This window comes from Candidatus Symbiopectobacterium sp. NZEC151, from assembly GCF_025962655.1.
In the GTDB taxonomy this organism is placed as follows: Bacteria; Pseudomonadota; Gammaproteobacteria; order Enterobacterales; family Enterobacteriaceae; genus Symbiopectobacterium.
Genome location: NZ_JAGFPE010000007.1, coordinates 205,315 through 222,080 on the forward strand (window position 1 = coordinate 205,315; position 16,766 = coordinate 222,080).

The following is a 16,766-nucleotide window of genomic DNA, read 5'->3' on the forward strand; positions in this document are numbered from 1 at the left end:
AGGCTGCACCACCCAAGGGATATGGCAATTTACATGCCTATCCCCAGCAGGTTTTCGGGGGGAATTAACACAACGTTAAACAAGCTGATACGCTTTAATTTTACGCCAGAGCGTCGTTTGACTAATGCCTAGCATGACAGAGGCCTTCACTCTGTCGCCCTCAGTCAGGGTAATAACGTCGGAAATCAGCCTTTTTTCTTGTTTTTTCAGCAAATCAATATCATCGCTCTTCACGCTAGAGGGTTGCACAGGGTTTCCATCCCCCTGCCAGGGCGCTGTAATTTTACAGACGCTGTGGATGTCTTCCTTATCGACAACATCCTTATCAAACAGCACAATCAATCGGTGAATCGCCGCATGAAGTTCCCGCACGTTACCCGGCCAGGAATAGTGGTTTAAAAAGGCTACGGCGCGATCGGTAAACGCCATTTCTCGTCCATAACGAAATAACAGATCCTTGATAATTAGCATGACATCGCCAGTTCGTTCCCGTAACGCAGGAAGCGCCAGATCCAACACATTGATGCGATAATAGAGATCTTGCCGAAAATCGCCTGATGTCACCAAATCAGCTAAGGGTTTATTGCTGGCAGTGATCAGTCGGAAATCCACCGCGAGTAGCGTGTCGCCACCCAGTCGCGAAAATTGTTTCTCTTGCAATATTCTGAGCAATTTAATCTGAACCGATAAAGGCGCTTCGCTGATTTCATCAATAAAAACCGTGCCGTTCATCGCCATTTCAAATATACCCGCCTTTCCCCCACGACGTGCATTGGTGAATGCCCCTTCGACATAGCCAAACAGTTCGCTTTCCAGGATCCCTTCAGGAATGGCGGCACAGTTTATGGCAATGAACGGGGCATTTTTGCGTTCACTGGCATTATGAATACTTTGAGCAAACAGCTCTTTCCCCGTACCCGTTGCGCCAAAAATAAACACAGGGAGATCGTGGCTGGCATACACTTTCGCGCGGTTAATCGCCTCACGTATCGCTGCTGACTCGCCCACAATATCGGAGAACGAGTAAGCCGCACAAAACCCCTTCACCTCTGATTTTTTCCCACCCCGGGCAGACGCGGCCAGAGCACTATCTTGTTTGAATCCGCTGATAATGGTGTAAACATATTGCTTGTGCGTCACGTGCTTGATGCTGGCGTGAATCACGTCACCATCAATGTCTAACAGCTGTTCCTTGACGTTAATTTCATTAATAATGCTACCAAAAATGCCTTTATAGGCCTCTTTTTGGAAAATTTTATCACCGATGCTACAACGAAATAACCCCATGCCTTTTGCGTTGATATTAATGACTTCCCCGGACTGGTCGATACACATGATACCTTCACGGGATTGATTCAGCGCAGCATAGGACATAGAGAGCTTCATGCTCTCCTTATTAATATACTTAAGCAAACTGAATGCTTCGTTAAGGGCTTGTTCAATGGAGATATTATCGGTGTCTCCCATGATGACCTTGAGACCGTATTTTTTTGCCATTTCGGCCACGGTCAGGCCACCAATTACCAGTTTATACTCATTTGCAGCCAGATTTTTAATCACATGCTCAATATCATTATGATTATAAACCTGGCAGATTTTAAACTCTTCACCGGTCATTGTCTGATAATGACGTAAAACGTTACAGAATTGAGGGAACCCGACTACCGCAATTTTTTCCGTTCTGTCTTTTGCTTCCTGTAAGCTGCGATAAATACCGTGAAAATCATGAGCAATTTCAATAACAGGAATAGTCACGCTGCTTCTTAACAGTGCTGCAGTACCACCACGACTAATAATGATTTTAGTGCCGCCGTTGATCAACCCCTGTGCTTTATCAACGACATCTGAGTAATGAAACTCATACACCGGAATCTCGATATTTCGCTCAATTAATACATTTGAAATTCGCTGTGTAATGGTATTCGACACTGAAAATATGACGATATCGTTATTTGGCATGTTCGGCCTGCGGGTTGTAGAATATTACCGATAATTATATCGTTACGCACTTGCAAATCAATCTATTAAAGAGCGACTGCGGACAGCCAAAGCCCCAGTACATTCTTGTTCTGTACCGGGGCTTATCAGCATTGATGGCATCTCACTCAGAAAGTGTGACGGCGATAAACAATCTGCCCTTTACATATCGTTGCACAATTATCGATATAGCGGTCGCCTTCTACTTTAATTCCACGCGTATCTTCAAATGTGATTGCCTGCTTACGTAATTTAACAATAGCAATATCCGCAAATGCGCCTGGTTGTAATGTCCCAATGTCTCCCGACATTTTCATCAGCCGGGCAGGCGTTTGTGTCACCGCGCGGAGTACATCGAAGAAAGACATGCCCATATTCAGGTATTTCGACATAATAAATAACAAGCTAAACACTTTATCCGTGCGCAGACTATTTCTCTGTGTCAAATCGGTACTGATGATATCAGGATAGAAACCTTGCTCCATGGCATTACTGGCAACGGCAAAATCGAAATGGGCGACGCCATTTGAACAGTCAAAAATGACGCCTCTGGTTTGCGCTTCTTTTATCGAGGCATACACCTCACCATGTGCGTCGAGAATAGAGTTACCGGTTCCGTGGAAACAGTGGGCGTAGATATCGTCTTTTCTAAAGTGCCCAATAAGCTCATCGGCTGCCAGCAGTGAGTCGGTAACATGCACACACAGCGTAGTCTCTAACTTTCTGACCAGATCTACCGTGGTCAGAAAGGGATCGGCGCTGTAATTTTTTCCGCGAGCGATATCCTGACTGTAGCGTAGCTTCAGACCAAGAATATTATCTTTATACTCCGCCAGCGTCTGTGCGATTCGCTCGATGTTGTAATTCGCCGGGTTGGTATTCTCAAGGTAACCGGTCGGCCCCCCGCCCAACGTCGCCAGACCAACGTTAACCACGTTGAGGTAACTTTTGATTTTTACCATCGACGGATTGATAACCGTTTGGCGGAAATTGGCGTAATTAACCCAACCACTGCTTCCGGCATCAACCACGCTGGTGACACCATTAGGTAAGCAAATAACATCCGGGTTAACGCTGATTGCCGTGCCCCCCTGATAGACATGAGCGTGAAAATCAATCAGCCCGGGCAAAACCATACAGCCTGCGGCATCAATCACCGTCTCCGTATGCGCTGCATCAGCATCCTCTATATCGACGATACGGTTGCCAACAATGCCAATATTACGGTTAACATAGTTATTGTTGTCGAGGTCAACGACTAAACCGTTTTTAATTAAAACATCGAGTTTCATTTTCGCCTCACGCATTAGATACCGATAAATTTCCAGTAAGGAATACCAATCAGGAAAAACACCAGCACGTTGACCAGAACCATGATGGTGCCTAGTAGCCAGAAGGTTTTTTGTGGAACATAGCCGCTTGAAAAGGTGAATACGCCTGCACCGTTACCATAATGCGTCAGCAATGCGCCATAACCGGCAGAGAACGCCAGCGAAAGCGCCACATACATCGGATGCGCTTGCGTCGTCATGCCAAGCGTAAACAGCACCGGATAGAAGGACACCACAAAGGCACTGTTGGAGACGAAAAAGTAGCGTACCGCGAGGCTGATAAACACCAGTGTCGCCAGCGCGCCGATTTCACTCAACTGAGAGAGATCGAGGTAATTCTTTATGACATCAACCAGATACACATAGAAACCGCCTTTTGACAGCGCCACCGCACAGCCATAGAAGGCACCGTACCAGACAAAGGTTTGCCAGGCAGACTTCTCGCTGACAACGTCATTCCACGTCAGCACACGAAACAGCAGCAAACACGCCAAAAAGGCCAGGCCGACCGGGATAAAATCAATACCGGTCACCGATCCCGTCATCCATCCCAGTACCCCCAGAATAAAGAAGACAATCAGCAGCTTTTCTTCACGTTTTACCGGGCCTAACTCCGCCAATCCTTTTTCAGCAATCTCATTAACGTTGGCAATGATCTTTAATTCTGGTGCATAAATCTTATAGAGAATCCAGGGTGCCAATACCAGCACCAGACCGGCAGGAACTACCGCCGCTTTGAACCACACCATCCATTCGAGATTGACCTTCATTATCTCATTGGCAAGAGACACGGTAATGGAGTTAGTCGCCATACCGGTTAAAAACAGGCTCGAGGTTCCCATGGAAACCACGTACATCAGAATGGTCAGGTAGGCACCAATTTTACGACTTCCGGCTTCAGGTGTTGAACCCAGCGCTTCGGCAATGTTTCTGAAAATAGGGTAGGTGATCCCCCCTGAGCGGGACATATTCGAGCCGGTAGCTGGCGCAAGAATGGTATCCGTTACCATCATCAAATAGCCGAGCGTCAGGGTATTTTTGCCATATCGCTTTAATAACATATAGGCAATACGTTTACCTAGCCCGGTAATAACGAATGCCTTACAGATAATAAAGGCGCTGATAATAAACCACACCATTGGGCTGCCGAATCCGGCAAACAGCGGGCCAGGGGAAATAACCAATGATGCAAAGCCAAGAATAATCAGCATAATGACGGAATCGGTAAATGGGCGTAGTACCAATCCACACAGCATGGCCAAATAAATACCCACCATATGCCAGGTGTCTGCTGAGACGCCGGTTGGGTGCGGTATTACCCAAAACAAGACGGGGAAAAATATAATGGGCAAGAGTTTAAGATAAAGCATAGTAACAATACCTTTACTTATAAAGCCACGCGGCCAGATACCCCGTCCGTGTGGCTTTTATTTATTAGAAGGAATTAACGAAAGATGTCGTTGATAAACTCAACGCCTTTGGCTTCCAACGATTTTTTCACCCATGCGCGATTCGCCGTGCCATTTTTGGCGGCATCCACTTTGCTCGCATCGAATTTTGAGTACTCTTTGGCTTTATCCAACAGGGTGGCAGCATCTTTCAGCGGAATAACAATGACGCCATCGGCATCACCCACGATAAGATCGCCAGGACACACCGCCACGCCACCCACCGCAATCGGGGTATTCACTTCGCCCGGTCCTTCTTTGAAAGGCCCGGCGGGGTTAGAACCGGTAGCAAACAGAGGAAAGTCGAGCACGGAAAGCGCGTCAACATCACGGATCGGCCCATCGAGCACGATACCGGCGATTTTCTTGGTGCAGTGCGCATAGGCCACCATGATCTCTCCCATCAGCGCGCGCGAGCGGTCGCCTTCATTGGAGACAACAATCACATCATGCTCTGAGGCCATATCCAGCGCGGCATGCAGCATTAAGTTATCGCCAGCGCGCACCTTCACGGTGATGGCATAACCCGCCATAATCGGCTTTTTCGGCGAAGAAATACGTTTGATGCCATTACCCAGCACCGCAATTCTATTCATGGTATCAGCGATATTTGCCGCAGGCAGTTGTTCGTAATGTTGCAGCAGTTCAATATCGAAAGCAGGGCGTTGGGTAAAAATACGATTACCAATAGACACGTTATTCTCCTTAAAATCCCGGTACCGGCCAGGATGGTTTTTTGCCAGACAGCACTTCATCCACACCGATGGCGGAATGCAGCGATGCGCGATCGGTTGCTTCTTTTGTTGCAGCACCAATATGTGGAGCAATAACGATATTGCTTAATGTAAAAATCGGGTCTTCGGGATCGAACGGCTCTTTCTTTAATACATCAACCCCCGCACCTGCAATACGCTGAGTGGATAACGCGTGGTATAGCGCTTTTTCATCAACCAATTTTCCGCGTGCGGTATTAATGAAATACGCGGTAGGTTTCATCATTGAGAACTGTTTTTCACCAACAAAATCGAACGTTTCTGCGGTTGCCGGACAATGCAGTGAAACAAAATCGCTCTCTTGGAAAATACGATCGAAGTCATTGGTCAATTCAACGCCTTCCGGCATTTGTTCCTGTGTTTTATACGGATCGTAGGCAATAACGTTCATGTTGAAGCCATGTAATGCCTTCAGGGCAACGCGAGAACCAATATTACCGACACCGACCAGGCCCAGCGTTTTACCATCAAGTTCGACTTTCGGCGTACGCAATTTTGCCCAGTAATATTCACTGAGCATTTTTTCTTCAACCAGTTTAAAATTACGCGAGCAGTGCAGCATATAAAATATCGCTAATTCAGCGACCGACATGCTATTCGCCACTGGCGCATTCAGTACGGTGACACCGTGGCGTTTTGCGGATTCTAAATCGACAGTGTCATAGCCAGCGCCATGTCGTGCGACAACTTTCAGTTTTTTGGCAGCGTCAAATACGCGATCCGACATTTTAGACAAGCGAACAATAATGCCATCGCAATCAGCAATATCGCGGATGATATCCGCTTCTTCCATCCCTGAACCATCAATAAGTTGATAGCCGCGGCTTTCGAGATATTCTCTTCCTTCCCGCATGATTTCTTGCGGAAGTAAAATCTTATACGACATGTAACAATCTCCTGTGTGGGTTTCCCCTTTAAGAGCACATGCCATGCCAGAAACAGAACATCATAAAAATCAAAATTCAATTCATTGAAAAATATAACTTTATATTTTTATCTGTTTTTACAGCGTCCACGACAAAGTGATGTTATTCACATTTTCATCGGGTATAAAACACGTCAATATTTCAAATTGAAAATCATGAATTTCATTTTTAAACATAATATCATTGCTGCATCACAGTATTTTTCGCGTGCTGCACATTCAAAAAAACCTGACGGGTTGGCTAGGCGCTATTTATTTTCAGCGGGAGGATACAACGAGATGCAAAACAGGACGATTCACGACGAAAGCGAGAGAAAGGGAAAAAGAGATAACCCGCCCAGGATCAGGCGGGTCGAAAATCACTGGCTATCAGCACTTGATCACGGCACGGCCCCGCACTTTGCCCGCTAACAGCGCTTCGGCAACATCAATGGCCTGCGTCAGCGGATACTCCGTGGTTAACGCAGCCAGTTTTGCCATCGGCAGGTATTTGCAGGCTTTTTCCCACAGCGCCGGGCGTTTCTCCGTACTGACCATCACGCTGTCGATACCTTGCAAGGCGACGTTGCGCAGGATAAACGGCGCAACGCTTGCCGGGAGATCCAGCCCTTGCGCCATGCCACAGGCGGCAACGATACCGCCGTACTGAATGCTGGCACACACGTTCGCCAGCGTATGGCTGCCCACGGTATCCACCGCCGCCACCCAGCGCTCTTTTTGCAGCGGTTTACCCGGTGCACTCAACTCGGCACGATCGATAACCTCACTCACGCCCACCTCGTTGCGCAGCCAGTCAGCCTCTGCCGGGCGGCCCGTGGAAGCCACCACCTGATAACCCAACTGCGCCAGAATCAATGCCGCACAGCTGCCTACGCCGCCGCTGGCACCGGTCACCAGCACCGGACCGTCCTCCGGTTTCACTCCGTGGTGTAACACCGCCTCGACGCAGAGCATCGCGGTAAACCCAGCCGTACCAATCGCCATCACATGCCTGGCGTCTGAACCCTGTGGCAACGGTGCCAACCACTCAGCGCTCACCCGCGCCTTACCCGCCAGGCCGCCCCAGTGTTTTTCCCCAACGCCCCATCCGGTCAACAGCACCTTGTCACCGGCTTTGTACGCTGGGTTAACGCTTTCTATCACTGTGCCAGCAAAATCAATGCCGGGCACCATCGGGAATTTACGCACGATAGGACCGCGCCCCGTGATGGCCAGCGCATCCTTGTAATTGATGGAGGAGTAGTCGATGGCGACCGTTACATCACCTTCCGGCAATGCACTTTCCTCTTGTGTCACCAGTGCCGCATGATAATTGCCTTCAACCTTGTCGATCACGATTGCATTGAACATATAAACCTCGTCTCCGTATCGTTCGCCCGCCGGGGGAACGCAGCCGTAAAATTCACCACATTAATTATTGACCGATCGTCTATAAATTAATACCACGGTAACTGTCATCACATTGCGTTTCAAGCGAAGCGCCACAACCGGCATTGAAGAGTGAGAAAAGTTTGTTATTTATCAATTTCACGGCGGTGAAAAGCACGCGGCTGTCAGCGCGATATTTCATCATCCGAGCGATAACCGAGGGCATGGGAAAAGAAGTACCAGAATTCATTCAGCGGTTGCGTGGATTGGTACAGCTTGGCTCTCATCACCGCCCCTTCCCAACCGCTCCAGAACATCTCCGCCACCTGCTCGGGTGGCGTCGTCGTGCGGATTTCGCCCGCGATCAGTGCCGCCCGCAAACAGGTTTCCACCAGCCCTTGCCATGCATTGAGAATCTGCTGCAACTGCCCTCTGAACGCATCGGGCAATCCGGGCGTTTCCTGCATCAGATTCCCCACCAGACAACCCCGGGTGAAGGCGTATTTCTGCATGCCTTGGCCTGCATCCGCCACAAAATGGCTGAGGCGTTTCATCGGCATTACGGAGGCATCCGACAGGAATTTATTCAGCTTATGTTGAAAGAAGCTGTCATAGGACGCGAGCACCGTGCGCCCATAATCCTCTTTATTTTCAAAATAGTAATAAAAAGAACCTTTGGGAACACCGCCGTTTTTCACGATGGCATCAATGCCGGTGGAGAGAAAGCCGTTTTGCGTCAGCAATGCCAACCCGCTGCGAATCAGCACTTCGCGCGTGTCTTTATAGCTCGCATCGGTTTTTGGCGGCCGACCTCTGCCGCGTGGCGCAATATCCGTACTCACATCAGCCTCCTGAGATCCAACGGCTAAAATCATACACCCATGACCATCATTTCACTATGGCAGGGCGCAGCGGGACTCTGTCTGATACGGCAAGGTTTAACCAAGTATGACATAAAGCAAGAAATCGATAATATAAGATAATATTTCTCATTCTCATCAATATTCCTGCGATAAACTACGCCTCTGTTTCCACTCTGGTTTCTCTGGCCCGATGATCGTTTCACACGCAACGACACAAAAAAGCGCAGCCTGCCTGGCATTACTGGCGGTGTTACTGCTGTTTGTCGCTCCGGTGATATCCAAGGGGCGCGCCGAGCGGATGCCGTTACCGCAAACCCACGAAATGGCGATGAATCATCACAGCACAGCGCCTGCGGCACACGATCACGCCGCCATGATGCAGCAACAAGGGTTTGCCTGCGGCTACTGTGAACTGCTGGTGCATGTGCCCTTTGTCGTCGGCCTATTCATCCCTATGGTGTGGCTGACGGTGCTGTTAGCACGGGCACCGCCGCTACCCCGCGTTCTGCCTCCGCGTTGTCCCCCGCTTGATACCACGCATCTTCCGCGCGCACCGCCACGCCTTCATCTGTCACTCACAGCGTAAATTTCCCTTTCCACAGTAACCGGTTATCGGATTAACACCGTGGACACGTCGTGCCCGTAACGCTCGCGCTGATGGGCCGGGGAGATGTCATCCCGTTCGAAATGCACATCCGCCTTTCGCAACGACATACCCTTTTTATCCACCGGGATCAGGTGGCTCCCGATCGTGGCGTTTTTCATACGCACGATCGAAGACAGGTGAAAGTAATGAAAAAAACTAAAATGTTAACCACATCACTGGCGGTGTTTTGCACCTTACCGCTTCAGGCAACGGCCAGCGAAAAAAGCACACACCAGCATGATGAAGGTGATGTGATGACGGTGACGGCCCCGGTCTATTCGCCGTTAACCATTGTGACCTCCCCCAAAACCCCGCGCCAGCCCGTCCCGGCCAGCGATGGGTCGGATTACCTGAAAACCATCCCCGGCTTTAGCCAAATTCGCAATGGTGGCACCAACGGTGACCCGGTGTTTCGCGGCATGTTCGGATCGCGTTTGCGGCTGCTTACCAACGATGGTGAAATGCTCGGTGCCTGCCCGGCGCGTATGGACGCCCCCAGCTCTTATATCTCGCCGGAAAGTTACGATTTGCTCACGCTGATCAAGGGGCCACAGAGCGTGCTGTGGGGACCGGGTAACTCTGCGGGCACGCTGCGCTTCGAGCGGCTCCCCCCTCGGTTCACGCAGGCGGGCGCCAAAGGAAATGTCAGCCTGCTGGCCGCCTCCAACCGCCGCTGGGATCAAAATGCGGATATCAGCGTTGGCAACGAGCAAGGCTATCTCCGGTTGACGGGAAACAAATCCCGCGCCAACGACTACAAGGACGGAGACAACCGCCGCGTGCCCTCAAAGTGGGATAAGTGGAACAGCGATATCGCGCTGGGATGGACACCGGATAAAGATACGCTGCTGGAACTCTCCGCTGGCAAAGGCGATGGCGAAGCACGCTACGCGGGACGCGGCATGGATGGCTCGCAGTTCAAGCGCGAAAGCCTTGGCCTGCGTTTTGAAAAGAGCAACATTGGCACCCTGCTCGATAAGTTCGAAGCCAGCGCCTATTACAACTATGCCGACCATGTGATGGATAACTTCAGTTTGCGTACGCCGGGCAGCATGTCGATGGGCGGTATGTCTATGCCGATGGCGGCGATGGCGATGCGTCTGGATCGCCGCACCGTCGGCGGCAGGATGATGACCACCTGGCTGTGGCAGGATTACCAGTTGCAAACCGGTGTTGATACCCAGTTGAATACCCACCGCAGTTTGGACAACGGCCGTTGGGATAAAGATGCCCGTTTCCACAATTATGGCCTGTTCGGTGAACTGACCTGGGAGGCCAGCGCACAAAACAAGGTTATTGTCGGTACCCGACTGGATCGAGCGCAAGTCGATAACTTCACCACAGCAGAACAACCCAGCCGCAGTGCCACGCTGCCCGCTGGCTTCCTGCGCGTGGAGCATTCCGTCGCCTCGCTGCCGTTGATGGTCTATGCCGGCGTAGGCTACACCACGCGTTTCCCTGATTACTGGGAGCTTTTCTCGCCTAAACGCGGCCCCGGAGGCAGCGCCAGCGCCTTCGATAACCTGAAAACGGAGAAAACCACCCAGTTGGATATCGGCGCGCAATACAAAGGAGAGCGCCTGACCAGTTGGGTCTCTGCCTATGCGGGTCGGGTGAATGATTTTATTCTGTTTCGTTACGATGCCAACAATGCCCGTATAAGCCAGGCGGATAACGTCAACGCACTCACCCTGGGCGGCGAAACCGGCTTGAGCTATCAGTTGACCGACCATTGGAAAACCGATGCCAGTCTGGCGTATTCCTGGGCCGAAAACCGTTCAAACGGTCGTCCGCTGCCGCAAATCCCGCCGCTGGAAACACGCTTGGGGCTCTCCTGGGAATCCGGCAACTGGAGCAGCGGCGGCTTGCTGCGGCTGGTCAGCAGCCAGAACCGGTTAGCGGCTAATGAAGGCAACGTGGTCGGTAAAGATTTTGGCAGCAGCAGCGGTTTCGCCATTTTCTCTGCCAATCTGGCGTATAGGGTGACGGAGCAGGTGAAGGTCAGCGCAGGCGTCGATAACCTGTTTAACACCGCCTACAGCGAGCACCTGAATCTGGCCGGTAACAGCAGCTTTGGCTACTCCGCCAATACCACGATGAATGAGCCGGGAAGAACCTTCTGGGGCAAAATTAACGTGACGTTCTAAACCCATGCCGATGCCGGCGGCACGTTTGCCGTCGGCAATGAGAGCAACACATTGAGCGCCGCGATATCTTGCTCAGAGAGTAAGGGATTTTTCATTACCAGATACACATCCAGCGCATCCCTGAAATCCGGTACCACCGTCAGTTGGTGCGCATCAGCGATCGCTTGCGACACCATACCCACACCGCCCCGGCTTTTCATTAATGACATACTGACTTGTTCACTGCCGGAATCGTAAACCGCTTTCCCCTGCACCCACGGCTGATGCAGGGCAACAAAGCGATCGAAGACACGGGCATAAGCGCACTCCGCCACCGGTTTGATCAACGGTGCCTGTGCCAGCAGGGTGCCCGGCGCCATCGCGGCCACGATCGACACCTTCAGTGCATCAATCAAGCACATAGGGTCATCACAGTGCGCCGGACAACCAATTACCACTGCCATATCGGCATCGCCATTGGCCAGTTTGGTCAGGTTTTCCGGTGATTCAGAACTGCTGAATACGATGCGGTAACCGCGCAGCGTATCCATCATAAAGTTCATGATGCAGTGATTAATATCCAGCGAAAACGTGCTGTTCAGCGCGATGTGTAACGTCGTTGGCGCATGCTGGCGCAACTGATCGACCTTGCGTTGCAGTTGCTCCGCCGTTCTGACCATCGCGGTGATTTCTGGCAGCATCTGCTGACCCTCCGGGGTCAGCGACACGCCCTTGTTGGTGCGGTTAAGCAACCGCAGACCCATGTGTTGTTCCAGTTTTTTGATTTGCGCCGCCAGCGCCTGAACCGTCAGACAGGCGTCATCGGCCGCCGCCGTCAGCGAACCTAACTGGACGATTTTTAAAAAGTGCTTCAGTACCTTGCTGTCCATACGCCACCCGACCGCCTTGATTCTCTCGTTATAGCAGTCGTCGTTATCCTTTTCAACGCAGCGTAGGGTGTGCATCGACTACCGGTACACCGGATGGCAACAGCACAGATCTACCACCTGCTTACGAACCCGATCGCGCACCGTCCTCTGCGCGCTTTCATCGTGTTGCAACGCATCCAGTACATCACACAGCCAGCCGGCCAGTCGCTCGCACTCGGTGACGCCAAAACCGCGCGTGGTGACTGCCGGTGTGCCAATGCGCAGCCCGGAGGTGACAAACGGCGAACGGGGATCGTTAGGCACGGTATTTTTATTCACGGTGATATAGGCATCACCCAGCGCCGCATCGGCGTCTTTGCCCGTGTAAGCGCGATCGGAAAGGTCAATCAGCATCAGGTGGTTATCCGTACCGCCCGAGACAATCTTGTAACCACGCTGTTGCAGCACCACCGCCATAGCGCGGGCATTGGTCACCACCTGACGCTGGTAGGTAGTAAACTCAGGACGCAGCGCCTCCTTGAAAGCCACGGCCTTGGCAGCAATCACGTGCATCAACGGCCCGCCCTGAATACCGGGGAATACGGCAGCATTGAGCTTTTTGTAGAAATCCTCACTTTGCCCTTTGGCGAGGATGATGCCGCCACGCGGGCCGCGCAGGGTTTTATGGGTGGTACTGGTTACCACGTGAGCATAGGGCAACGGATTGGGGTATTCCCCTGCCGCGACCAGACCGGCAACATGGGCCATATCCACCCAAAACACCGCCCCGACTTTATCGGCGATGGCACGCATCCGCGCCCAGTCTTTGTAGCGCGAATAGGCAGAAAAGCCCCCGATCAACATTTTCGGACGGGTTTCCAGCGCAATACGCTCCATCTCGTCATAGTCGATAAGCCCGGTCTCAGGATCGAGCCCGTAAGGCACAATCTTGTAGTGACGGCCCGAGAAGTTGGACGGATTGCCGTGCGTCAGGTGTCCCCCCTGCGCCAGGTTCATGCCCATTACGGTATCACCGGGATTGGTGAGCGCCAGAAACACCGCCGCATTGGCCTGAGCCCCCGCGTGAGGCTGCACATTGGCATAATCGCAGTCGAACAGTGCTTTCGCGCGCTCAATGGCTAAACGCTCCGCCACATCAACAAACTCACAGCCGCTGTAATAGCGCTTGCCAGGGTAACCTTCGGCGTATTTGTTGGTGAACACGGAATTCTGGATAGCCATCACCAACGGGCTGGCATAGTTCTCAGAAGCAATCAGCTCGACGTGCTCCTCTTGGCGGCGTTCTTCATTCAGGATGGCATCCGCCAGTTCAGGATCGACATCGGTCAGGGTAAGGGAAGCGTCATACATGGCAAGGTCCTCTCAATTAAAATAGTGGTATTCAATGCATCGATGGCAAATGGGTATTATTGCGATGGCTCGCCAGGCCAGTAATGGCTGTCAGGCAGCGCACGCGCGCCGAAGATGGCCTGCCCGACGCGCACCACGGTGGCCCCCTCTTCGATGGCTATCTCAAAATCACCCGACATCCCCATCGATAGCGCATCCAGCTCAATCATTGCGGGAGCACTCTGCCGCAATTGATCGCGCAGGGTGCGCAATAGCACAAAGCACTCGCGTACGCGTTCCGCCTCACTGGAAAAGCGCGCCAGCGTCATCAACCCACGCACCCGCAATGCCGTGAAAGCAGGCAATGCCTGAATAAATTCCGCTACGCTCTCGGGCGCGAGGCCATATTTGCTGACTTCACCGGAGGTGTTGACCTGCACAAACACATCCAGCGAACGTCCTTCATGTTGCAGACGGCGATCCAGCGCTTCGGCGAGTTTCAGGCTGTCCAGCGCCTGAAACTCGCTGGCGAAACGCGCCACCAGCCGAGCCTTATTGGTTTGCAAATGGCCGATAACCGACCATTGCAAATCGCTCAGATCCTGCATGGCCTCCCATTTCCCCATCGCTTCCTGTACCTTGTTTTCGCCCAGCATGCGGCAACCCGCCGCATACGCCAGTCGCAGGTTGCTTTCGGGTTTGGTCTTGCTGACCGGCAGCAGGCGCACCGTGGCCGGATCGCGCCCCACGCGCTGACAGGCCGCCGCGATACGCGCCTGCACCGCCGCCAGATTGTGTCGGAAATCCTCAACGGTCGTGGCCTCAGGATAAAGGCCGTGGCGATCGTGATGGGTCTGTGTGCTCTCAGGAAGCGATGCGCGTGAAGTAGAAGATGACATGGCCTGACGTTAACTCCTGAAAAAGGAAACAAACGGGTTGTAGCACGTAGCGGTTGTACCCATTATTTATAGCGCTAAAATGGCCTGATTAACCCTGCCAATTACCCGAACAGAGACAGACCAATTGTTTAAACATGCTCAGCTTGAGTCGGTTAAAGCCTGGATCGGCGATCCGGCACAGCGCGCCCTGCCGCTGCACGTGCGCATACAGCGGGCGGTGCGCCAGTTGATCCTTGATGGCGTTTTGGATGTGGGCAAGCCATTGCCCGCATCGCGCGCGTTAGCGACGTCGCTGGGCGTTTCCCGCGACACCATCGAATCGGCTTATGGGCAGTTGCACGCGGAGGGTTTCATTGAGCGGCGAGTGGGCAGTGGCAGCTTTGTCTCTGAACGCACACGGCGTTTACCGGGGCGCGGCAAACCTCGTCGTGCGCAGGCGGATAGCGAGACCCCGCGCCTCAGCCAGCGTGGTAGCGCCATGTTTCAGGGCGGTGGCGTGCGCGACTTTCTTATCTCTCGCCCTTTTGCACCGGGCGTGCCGGAAACGCGCAGTTTCCCACTCGCCGTCTGGGAACGTCTGGAACGGCAGGTACTGAAAGAATATGGCACGCGGGCGTTGCTGCACAGCCCACCGCAGGGTATGGAGCCTCTGCGCCGGGCCATTGCCAACCATGTTAATCTGGAGCGCGGCGCACGCGCAACGCCCGAGCGGGTGCTGGTGCTCACCAGTTCCCAACAGGCATTGACGCTGTGTGCCCAGGTCTTGCTTGATGTGGGCGACAAAATCCTCCTCGAAGACCCGGCCTATCACGGCGCGCGCAAAGCGTTCGATGCGGCAGGCCTCATCAGCGTGCCGGTACCGCTGGATGCCGATGGGGTAAGAGTGGACCAGCTGTTTACCGCCGCGGCCGCATCGGAAGTTCCGCCCAGAGCGGTGTTTCTGACACCGTCGCACCAGTTTCCTTCCGGCGCCACGCTGTCTCTGGATAGACGACTGGCCGTCATTGAGTGGGCCAGACAACACCACAGCTGGATCATCGAGGACGACTATGACAGCGAGTTCCACTATGCGGGTAAACCCACTGCCTGCGTACAGGGACTGGACCTGCACGAACGCACGATCTACATCGGCACCTTCACCAAATCCCTGTTTCCCGGCCTGCGTATCGGCTATATGGTGCTGCCGCCATCGCTGGTGGCCCCCATGACCGTGGCCCGCACCCTGCTGGACGGCCACAGCGCCCCCATCCCCCAGCTCACACTGGCGCGCTTTATCGAAGATGGTCACTTTGGTGCCCACGTGCGCACCATGCGCCTGCTGTATGCCGAACGTCGCGATGTGTTGGCCCGGCTGGTGCGACAACATCTGGCCGATGTCGTGGAGCCGTTGGTGCCCAGCGGCGGCATGCAAATGCCCTGCGTGTTTATCCGCGATATCCCCGAACGTGAGGCGGTTGAGTGTGCCCGTCAGGCGGGTGTTGACCTGCTCGGACTCTCGACACTCTCCGCCTTGCATCAACACCGCACCGGCTTTCTGATGGGGTTCGCCGCCCACACGCCCTATGAACTGGAGATCGCGGTGAAGACGTTGGCAAACGTCCTCAAAAAAAACTTCATATGCCTGAAAAACAATTGAATTTACCGCATTAACAGACCTGCTATTTTCTCGTTTACGGCAAGGGCGTCTCTGCGCACCCGTTGGGCTACGTCAGGTTAAACCAAGGGAAAATCATGTCCATCACTGAGCAAATCAACTACTACCAGCAAAAATTGACGTTTGAAATGGACGCCGCCGATCTGCACACGGCGCGCCAGCAAGGCAAGAACCTGGTGGTGGTCGATGGTCGGCAGCACAGCTATTATCAGATCGAACATATTCCCGGAGCCGTCAATCTGCCCCATCGGGCGCTCTCGTTCGATACCACCACGGCATTGGACAAATCGGCGCTCTACATTTGCTACTGCGACGGTATGGGTTGCAATGGTTCGACGCAAACCGCGCTCAAGCTGCTAATGCTGGGGTTCGAAGTCAAAGAATTGGTTGGCGGGCTGGACTGGTGGAAACGGGATGGCTACCCCACTGAAGGCAGTCAGGGGCAGGCAAAGCGCCCTTTGCAGTGTGGCTGCTGACCCATCGTCCGGAAAATAGTGTTAACCCCCCAACAAAATATCGATTGCTGGTTGCTGTAAC

Annotated in this window: 14 protein-coding genes; 4 read left to right on the plus strand and 10 right to left on the minus strand. The window is 52.9% G+C overall.

Features of this window, described 5'->3' with window-relative positions:
• Nucleotides 1-75: 75 nt before the first annotated feature.
• The 7 genes from J5067_RS19305 to J5067_RS19335 form a co-directional block, all read right to left on the minus strand.
• Nucleotides 76-1,959: a sigma 54-interacting transcriptional regulator gene (locus J5067_RS19305; protein ID WP_264627587.1), complete on the minus strand. Its 1,884-nt coding sequence runs from the start codon at nt 1,957-1,959 to the stop codon at nt 76-78.
• A 146-nt stretch (nt 1,960-2,105) separates the two neighbouring features.
• On the minus strand, nt 2,106-3,269 hold the full coding sequence (locus tag J5067_RS19310) for a metallo-dependent hydrolase (protein ID WP_264645367.1): 1,164 nt from the start codon (nt 3,267-3,269) through the stop codon (nt 2,106-2,108).
• A gap of 14 nt (nt 3,270-3,283) precedes the next feature.
• Entirely contained in the window at nt 3,284-4,678 is a 1,395-nt protein-coding gene (locus J5067_RS19315) for an anion permease (protein WP_264645366.1), read from the minus strand.
• 74 nt (nt 4,679-4,752) lie between these two features.
• A complete protein-coding gene (locus tag J5067_RS19320) occupies nt 4,753-5,451 on the minus strand; it encodes an RraA family protein (protein WP_264645365.1) in 699 nt (232 codons plus the stop codon).
• 10 nt (nt 5,452-5,461) lie between these two features.
• Entirely contained in the window at nt 5,462-6,415 is a 954-nt protein-coding gene (locus J5067_RS19325) for a hydroxyacid dehydrogenase (RefSeq protein WP_264627735.1), read from the minus strand.
• A gap of 408 nt (nt 6,416-6,823) precedes the next feature.
• Nucleotides 6,824-7,804, minus strand: a complete 981-nt coding sequence (locus tag J5067_RS19330; RefSeq protein ID WP_264651800.1) for an MDR family oxidoreductase — start codon at nt 7,802-7,804, stop codon at nt 6,824-6,826.
• A gap of 203 nt (nt 7,805-8,007) precedes the next feature.
• Nucleotides 8,008-8,697, minus strand: a complete 690-nt coding sequence (locus J5067_RS19335) for a TetR/AcrR family transcriptional regulator (RefSeq protein ID WP_264651801.1) — start codon at nt 8,695-8,697, stop codon at nt 8,008-8,010.
• A 178-nt stretch (nt 8,698-8,875) separates the two neighbouring features.
• Between J5067_RS19335 and J5067_RS19340 the strand changes: the two genes are divergently transcribed.
• Together J5067_RS19340 and J5067_RS19345 are read left to right on the plus strand one after the other, a co-directional pair.
• Entirely contained in the window at nt 8,876-9,271 is a 396-nt protein-coding gene (locus J5067_RS19340; RefSeq protein ID WP_264651802.1) for a DUF2946 domain-containing protein, read from the plus strand.
• A 206-nt stretch (nt 9,272-9,477) separates the two neighbouring features.
• Nucleotides 9,478-11,478: a TonB-dependent copper receptor gene (locus J5067_RS19345; protein WP_264651803.1), complete on the plus strand. Its 2,001-nt coding sequence runs from the start codon at nt 9,478-9,480 to the stop codon at nt 11,476-11,478.
• On the opposite strand, the gene J5067_RS19350 is transcribed toward J5067_RS19345, so the two are convergent.
• Genes J5067_RS19350 through J5067_RS19360 form a run of 3 tightly spaced genes read right to left on the minus strand, consistent with a single transcriptional unit; the run spans nt 11,475 to nt 14,575 of the window.
• Nucleotides 11,475-12,422 (minus strand): LysR family transcriptional regulator, encoded by a 948-nt coding sequence (locus J5067_RS19350; RefSeq protein WP_264651804.1) that lies wholly within the window; start codon nt 12,420-12,422, stop codon nt 11,475-11,477. The two genes, J5067_RS19345 and J5067_RS19350, sit on opposite strands and share 4 nt — an antisense overlap.
• A gap of 3 nt (nt 12,423-12,425) precedes the next feature.
• Nucleotides 12,426-13,697 carry a serine hydroxymethyltransferase gene (gene glyA, locus J5067_RS19355; protein WP_264651805.1) on the minus strand — a complete coding sequence of 424 codons (1,272 nt, stop codon included), beginning with the start codon at nt 13,695-13,697 and terminating at the stop codon, nt 12,426-12,428.
• A 56-nt stretch (nt 13,698-13,753) separates the two neighbouring features.
• Complete coding sequence (locus J5067_RS19360) at nt 13,754-14,575, minus strand: YggS family pyridoxal phosphate-dependent enzyme (RefSeq protein ID WP_264651806.1); 822 nt, start codon at nt 14,573-14,575, stop codon at nt 13,754-13,756.
• A gap of 124 nt (nt 14,576-14,699) precedes the next feature.
• On the opposite strand from J5067_RS19360, the gene J5067_RS19365 reads away from it, so the two are divergent.
• On the plus strand, nt 14,700-16,211 hold the full coding sequence (locus tag J5067_RS19365) for a PLP-dependent aminotransferase family protein (RefSeq protein ID WP_264651807.1): 1,512 nt from the start codon (nt 14,700-14,702) through the stop codon (nt 16,209-16,211).
• A gap of 95 nt (nt 16,212-16,306) precedes the next feature.
• Nucleotides 16,307-16,705, plus strand: a complete 399-nt coding sequence (locus J5067_RS19370) for a rhodanese-like domain-containing protein (RefSeq protein WP_264651808.1) — start codon at nt 16,307-16,309, stop codon at nt 16,703-16,705.
• Nucleotides 16,706-16,766 lie beyond the last annotated feature (61 nt).

Excerpts from the sequence above, each read along its gene's own strand:
- J5067_RS19305 (WP_264627587.1), bottom strand. The coding sequence starts at position 1,959 with ATGCCAAATAACGATATCGTCATATTTTCAGTGTCGAATACCATTACA.
- J5067_RS19310 (WP_264645367.1), bottom strand. The coding sequence starts at position 3,269 with ATGAAACTCGATGTTTTAATTAAAAACGGTTTAGTCGTTGACCTCGAC.
- J5067_RS19315 (WP_264645366.1), bottom strand. The coding sequence starts at position 4,678 with ATGCTTTATCTTAAACTCTTGCCCATTATATTTTTCCCCGTCTTGTTT.
- J5067_RS19325 (WP_264627735.1), bottom strand. The coding sequence starts at position 6,415 with ATGTCGTATAAGATTTTACTTCCGCAAGAAATCATGCGGGAAGGAAGA.
- J5067_RS19330 (WP_264651800.1), bottom strand. The coding sequence starts at position 7,804 with ATGTTCAATGCAATCGTGATCGACAAGGTTGAAGGCAATTATCATGCG.
- J5067_RS19335 (WP_264651801.1), bottom strand. The coding sequence starts at position 8,697 with ATGATTTTAGCCGTTGGATCTCAGGAGGCTGATGTGAGTACGGATATT.
- J5067_RS19340 (WP_264651802.1), top strand. The coding sequence starts at position 8,876 with ATGATCGTTTCACACGCAACGACACAAAAAAGCGCAGCCTGCCTGGCA.
- J5067_RS19345 (WP_264651803.1), top strand. The coding sequence starts at position 9,478 with ATGAAAAAAACTAAAATGTTAACCACATCACTGGCGGTGTTTTGCACC.
- J5067_RS19350 (WP_264651804.1), bottom strand. The coding sequence starts at position 12,422 with ATGCACACCCTACGCTGCGTTGAAAAGGATAACGACGACTGCTATAAC.
- glyA (WP_264651805.1), bottom strand. The coding sequence starts at position 13,697 with ATGTATGACGCTTCCCTTACCCTGACCGATGTCGATCCTGAACTGGCG.
- J5067_RS19360 (WP_264651806.1), bottom strand. The coding sequence starts at position 14,575 with ATGTCATCTTCTACTTCACGCGCATCGCTTCCTGAGAGCACACAGACC.
- J5067_RS19370 (WP_264651808.1), top strand. The coding sequence starts at position 16,307 with ATGTCCATCACTGAGCAAATCAACTACTACCAGCAAAAATTGACGTTT.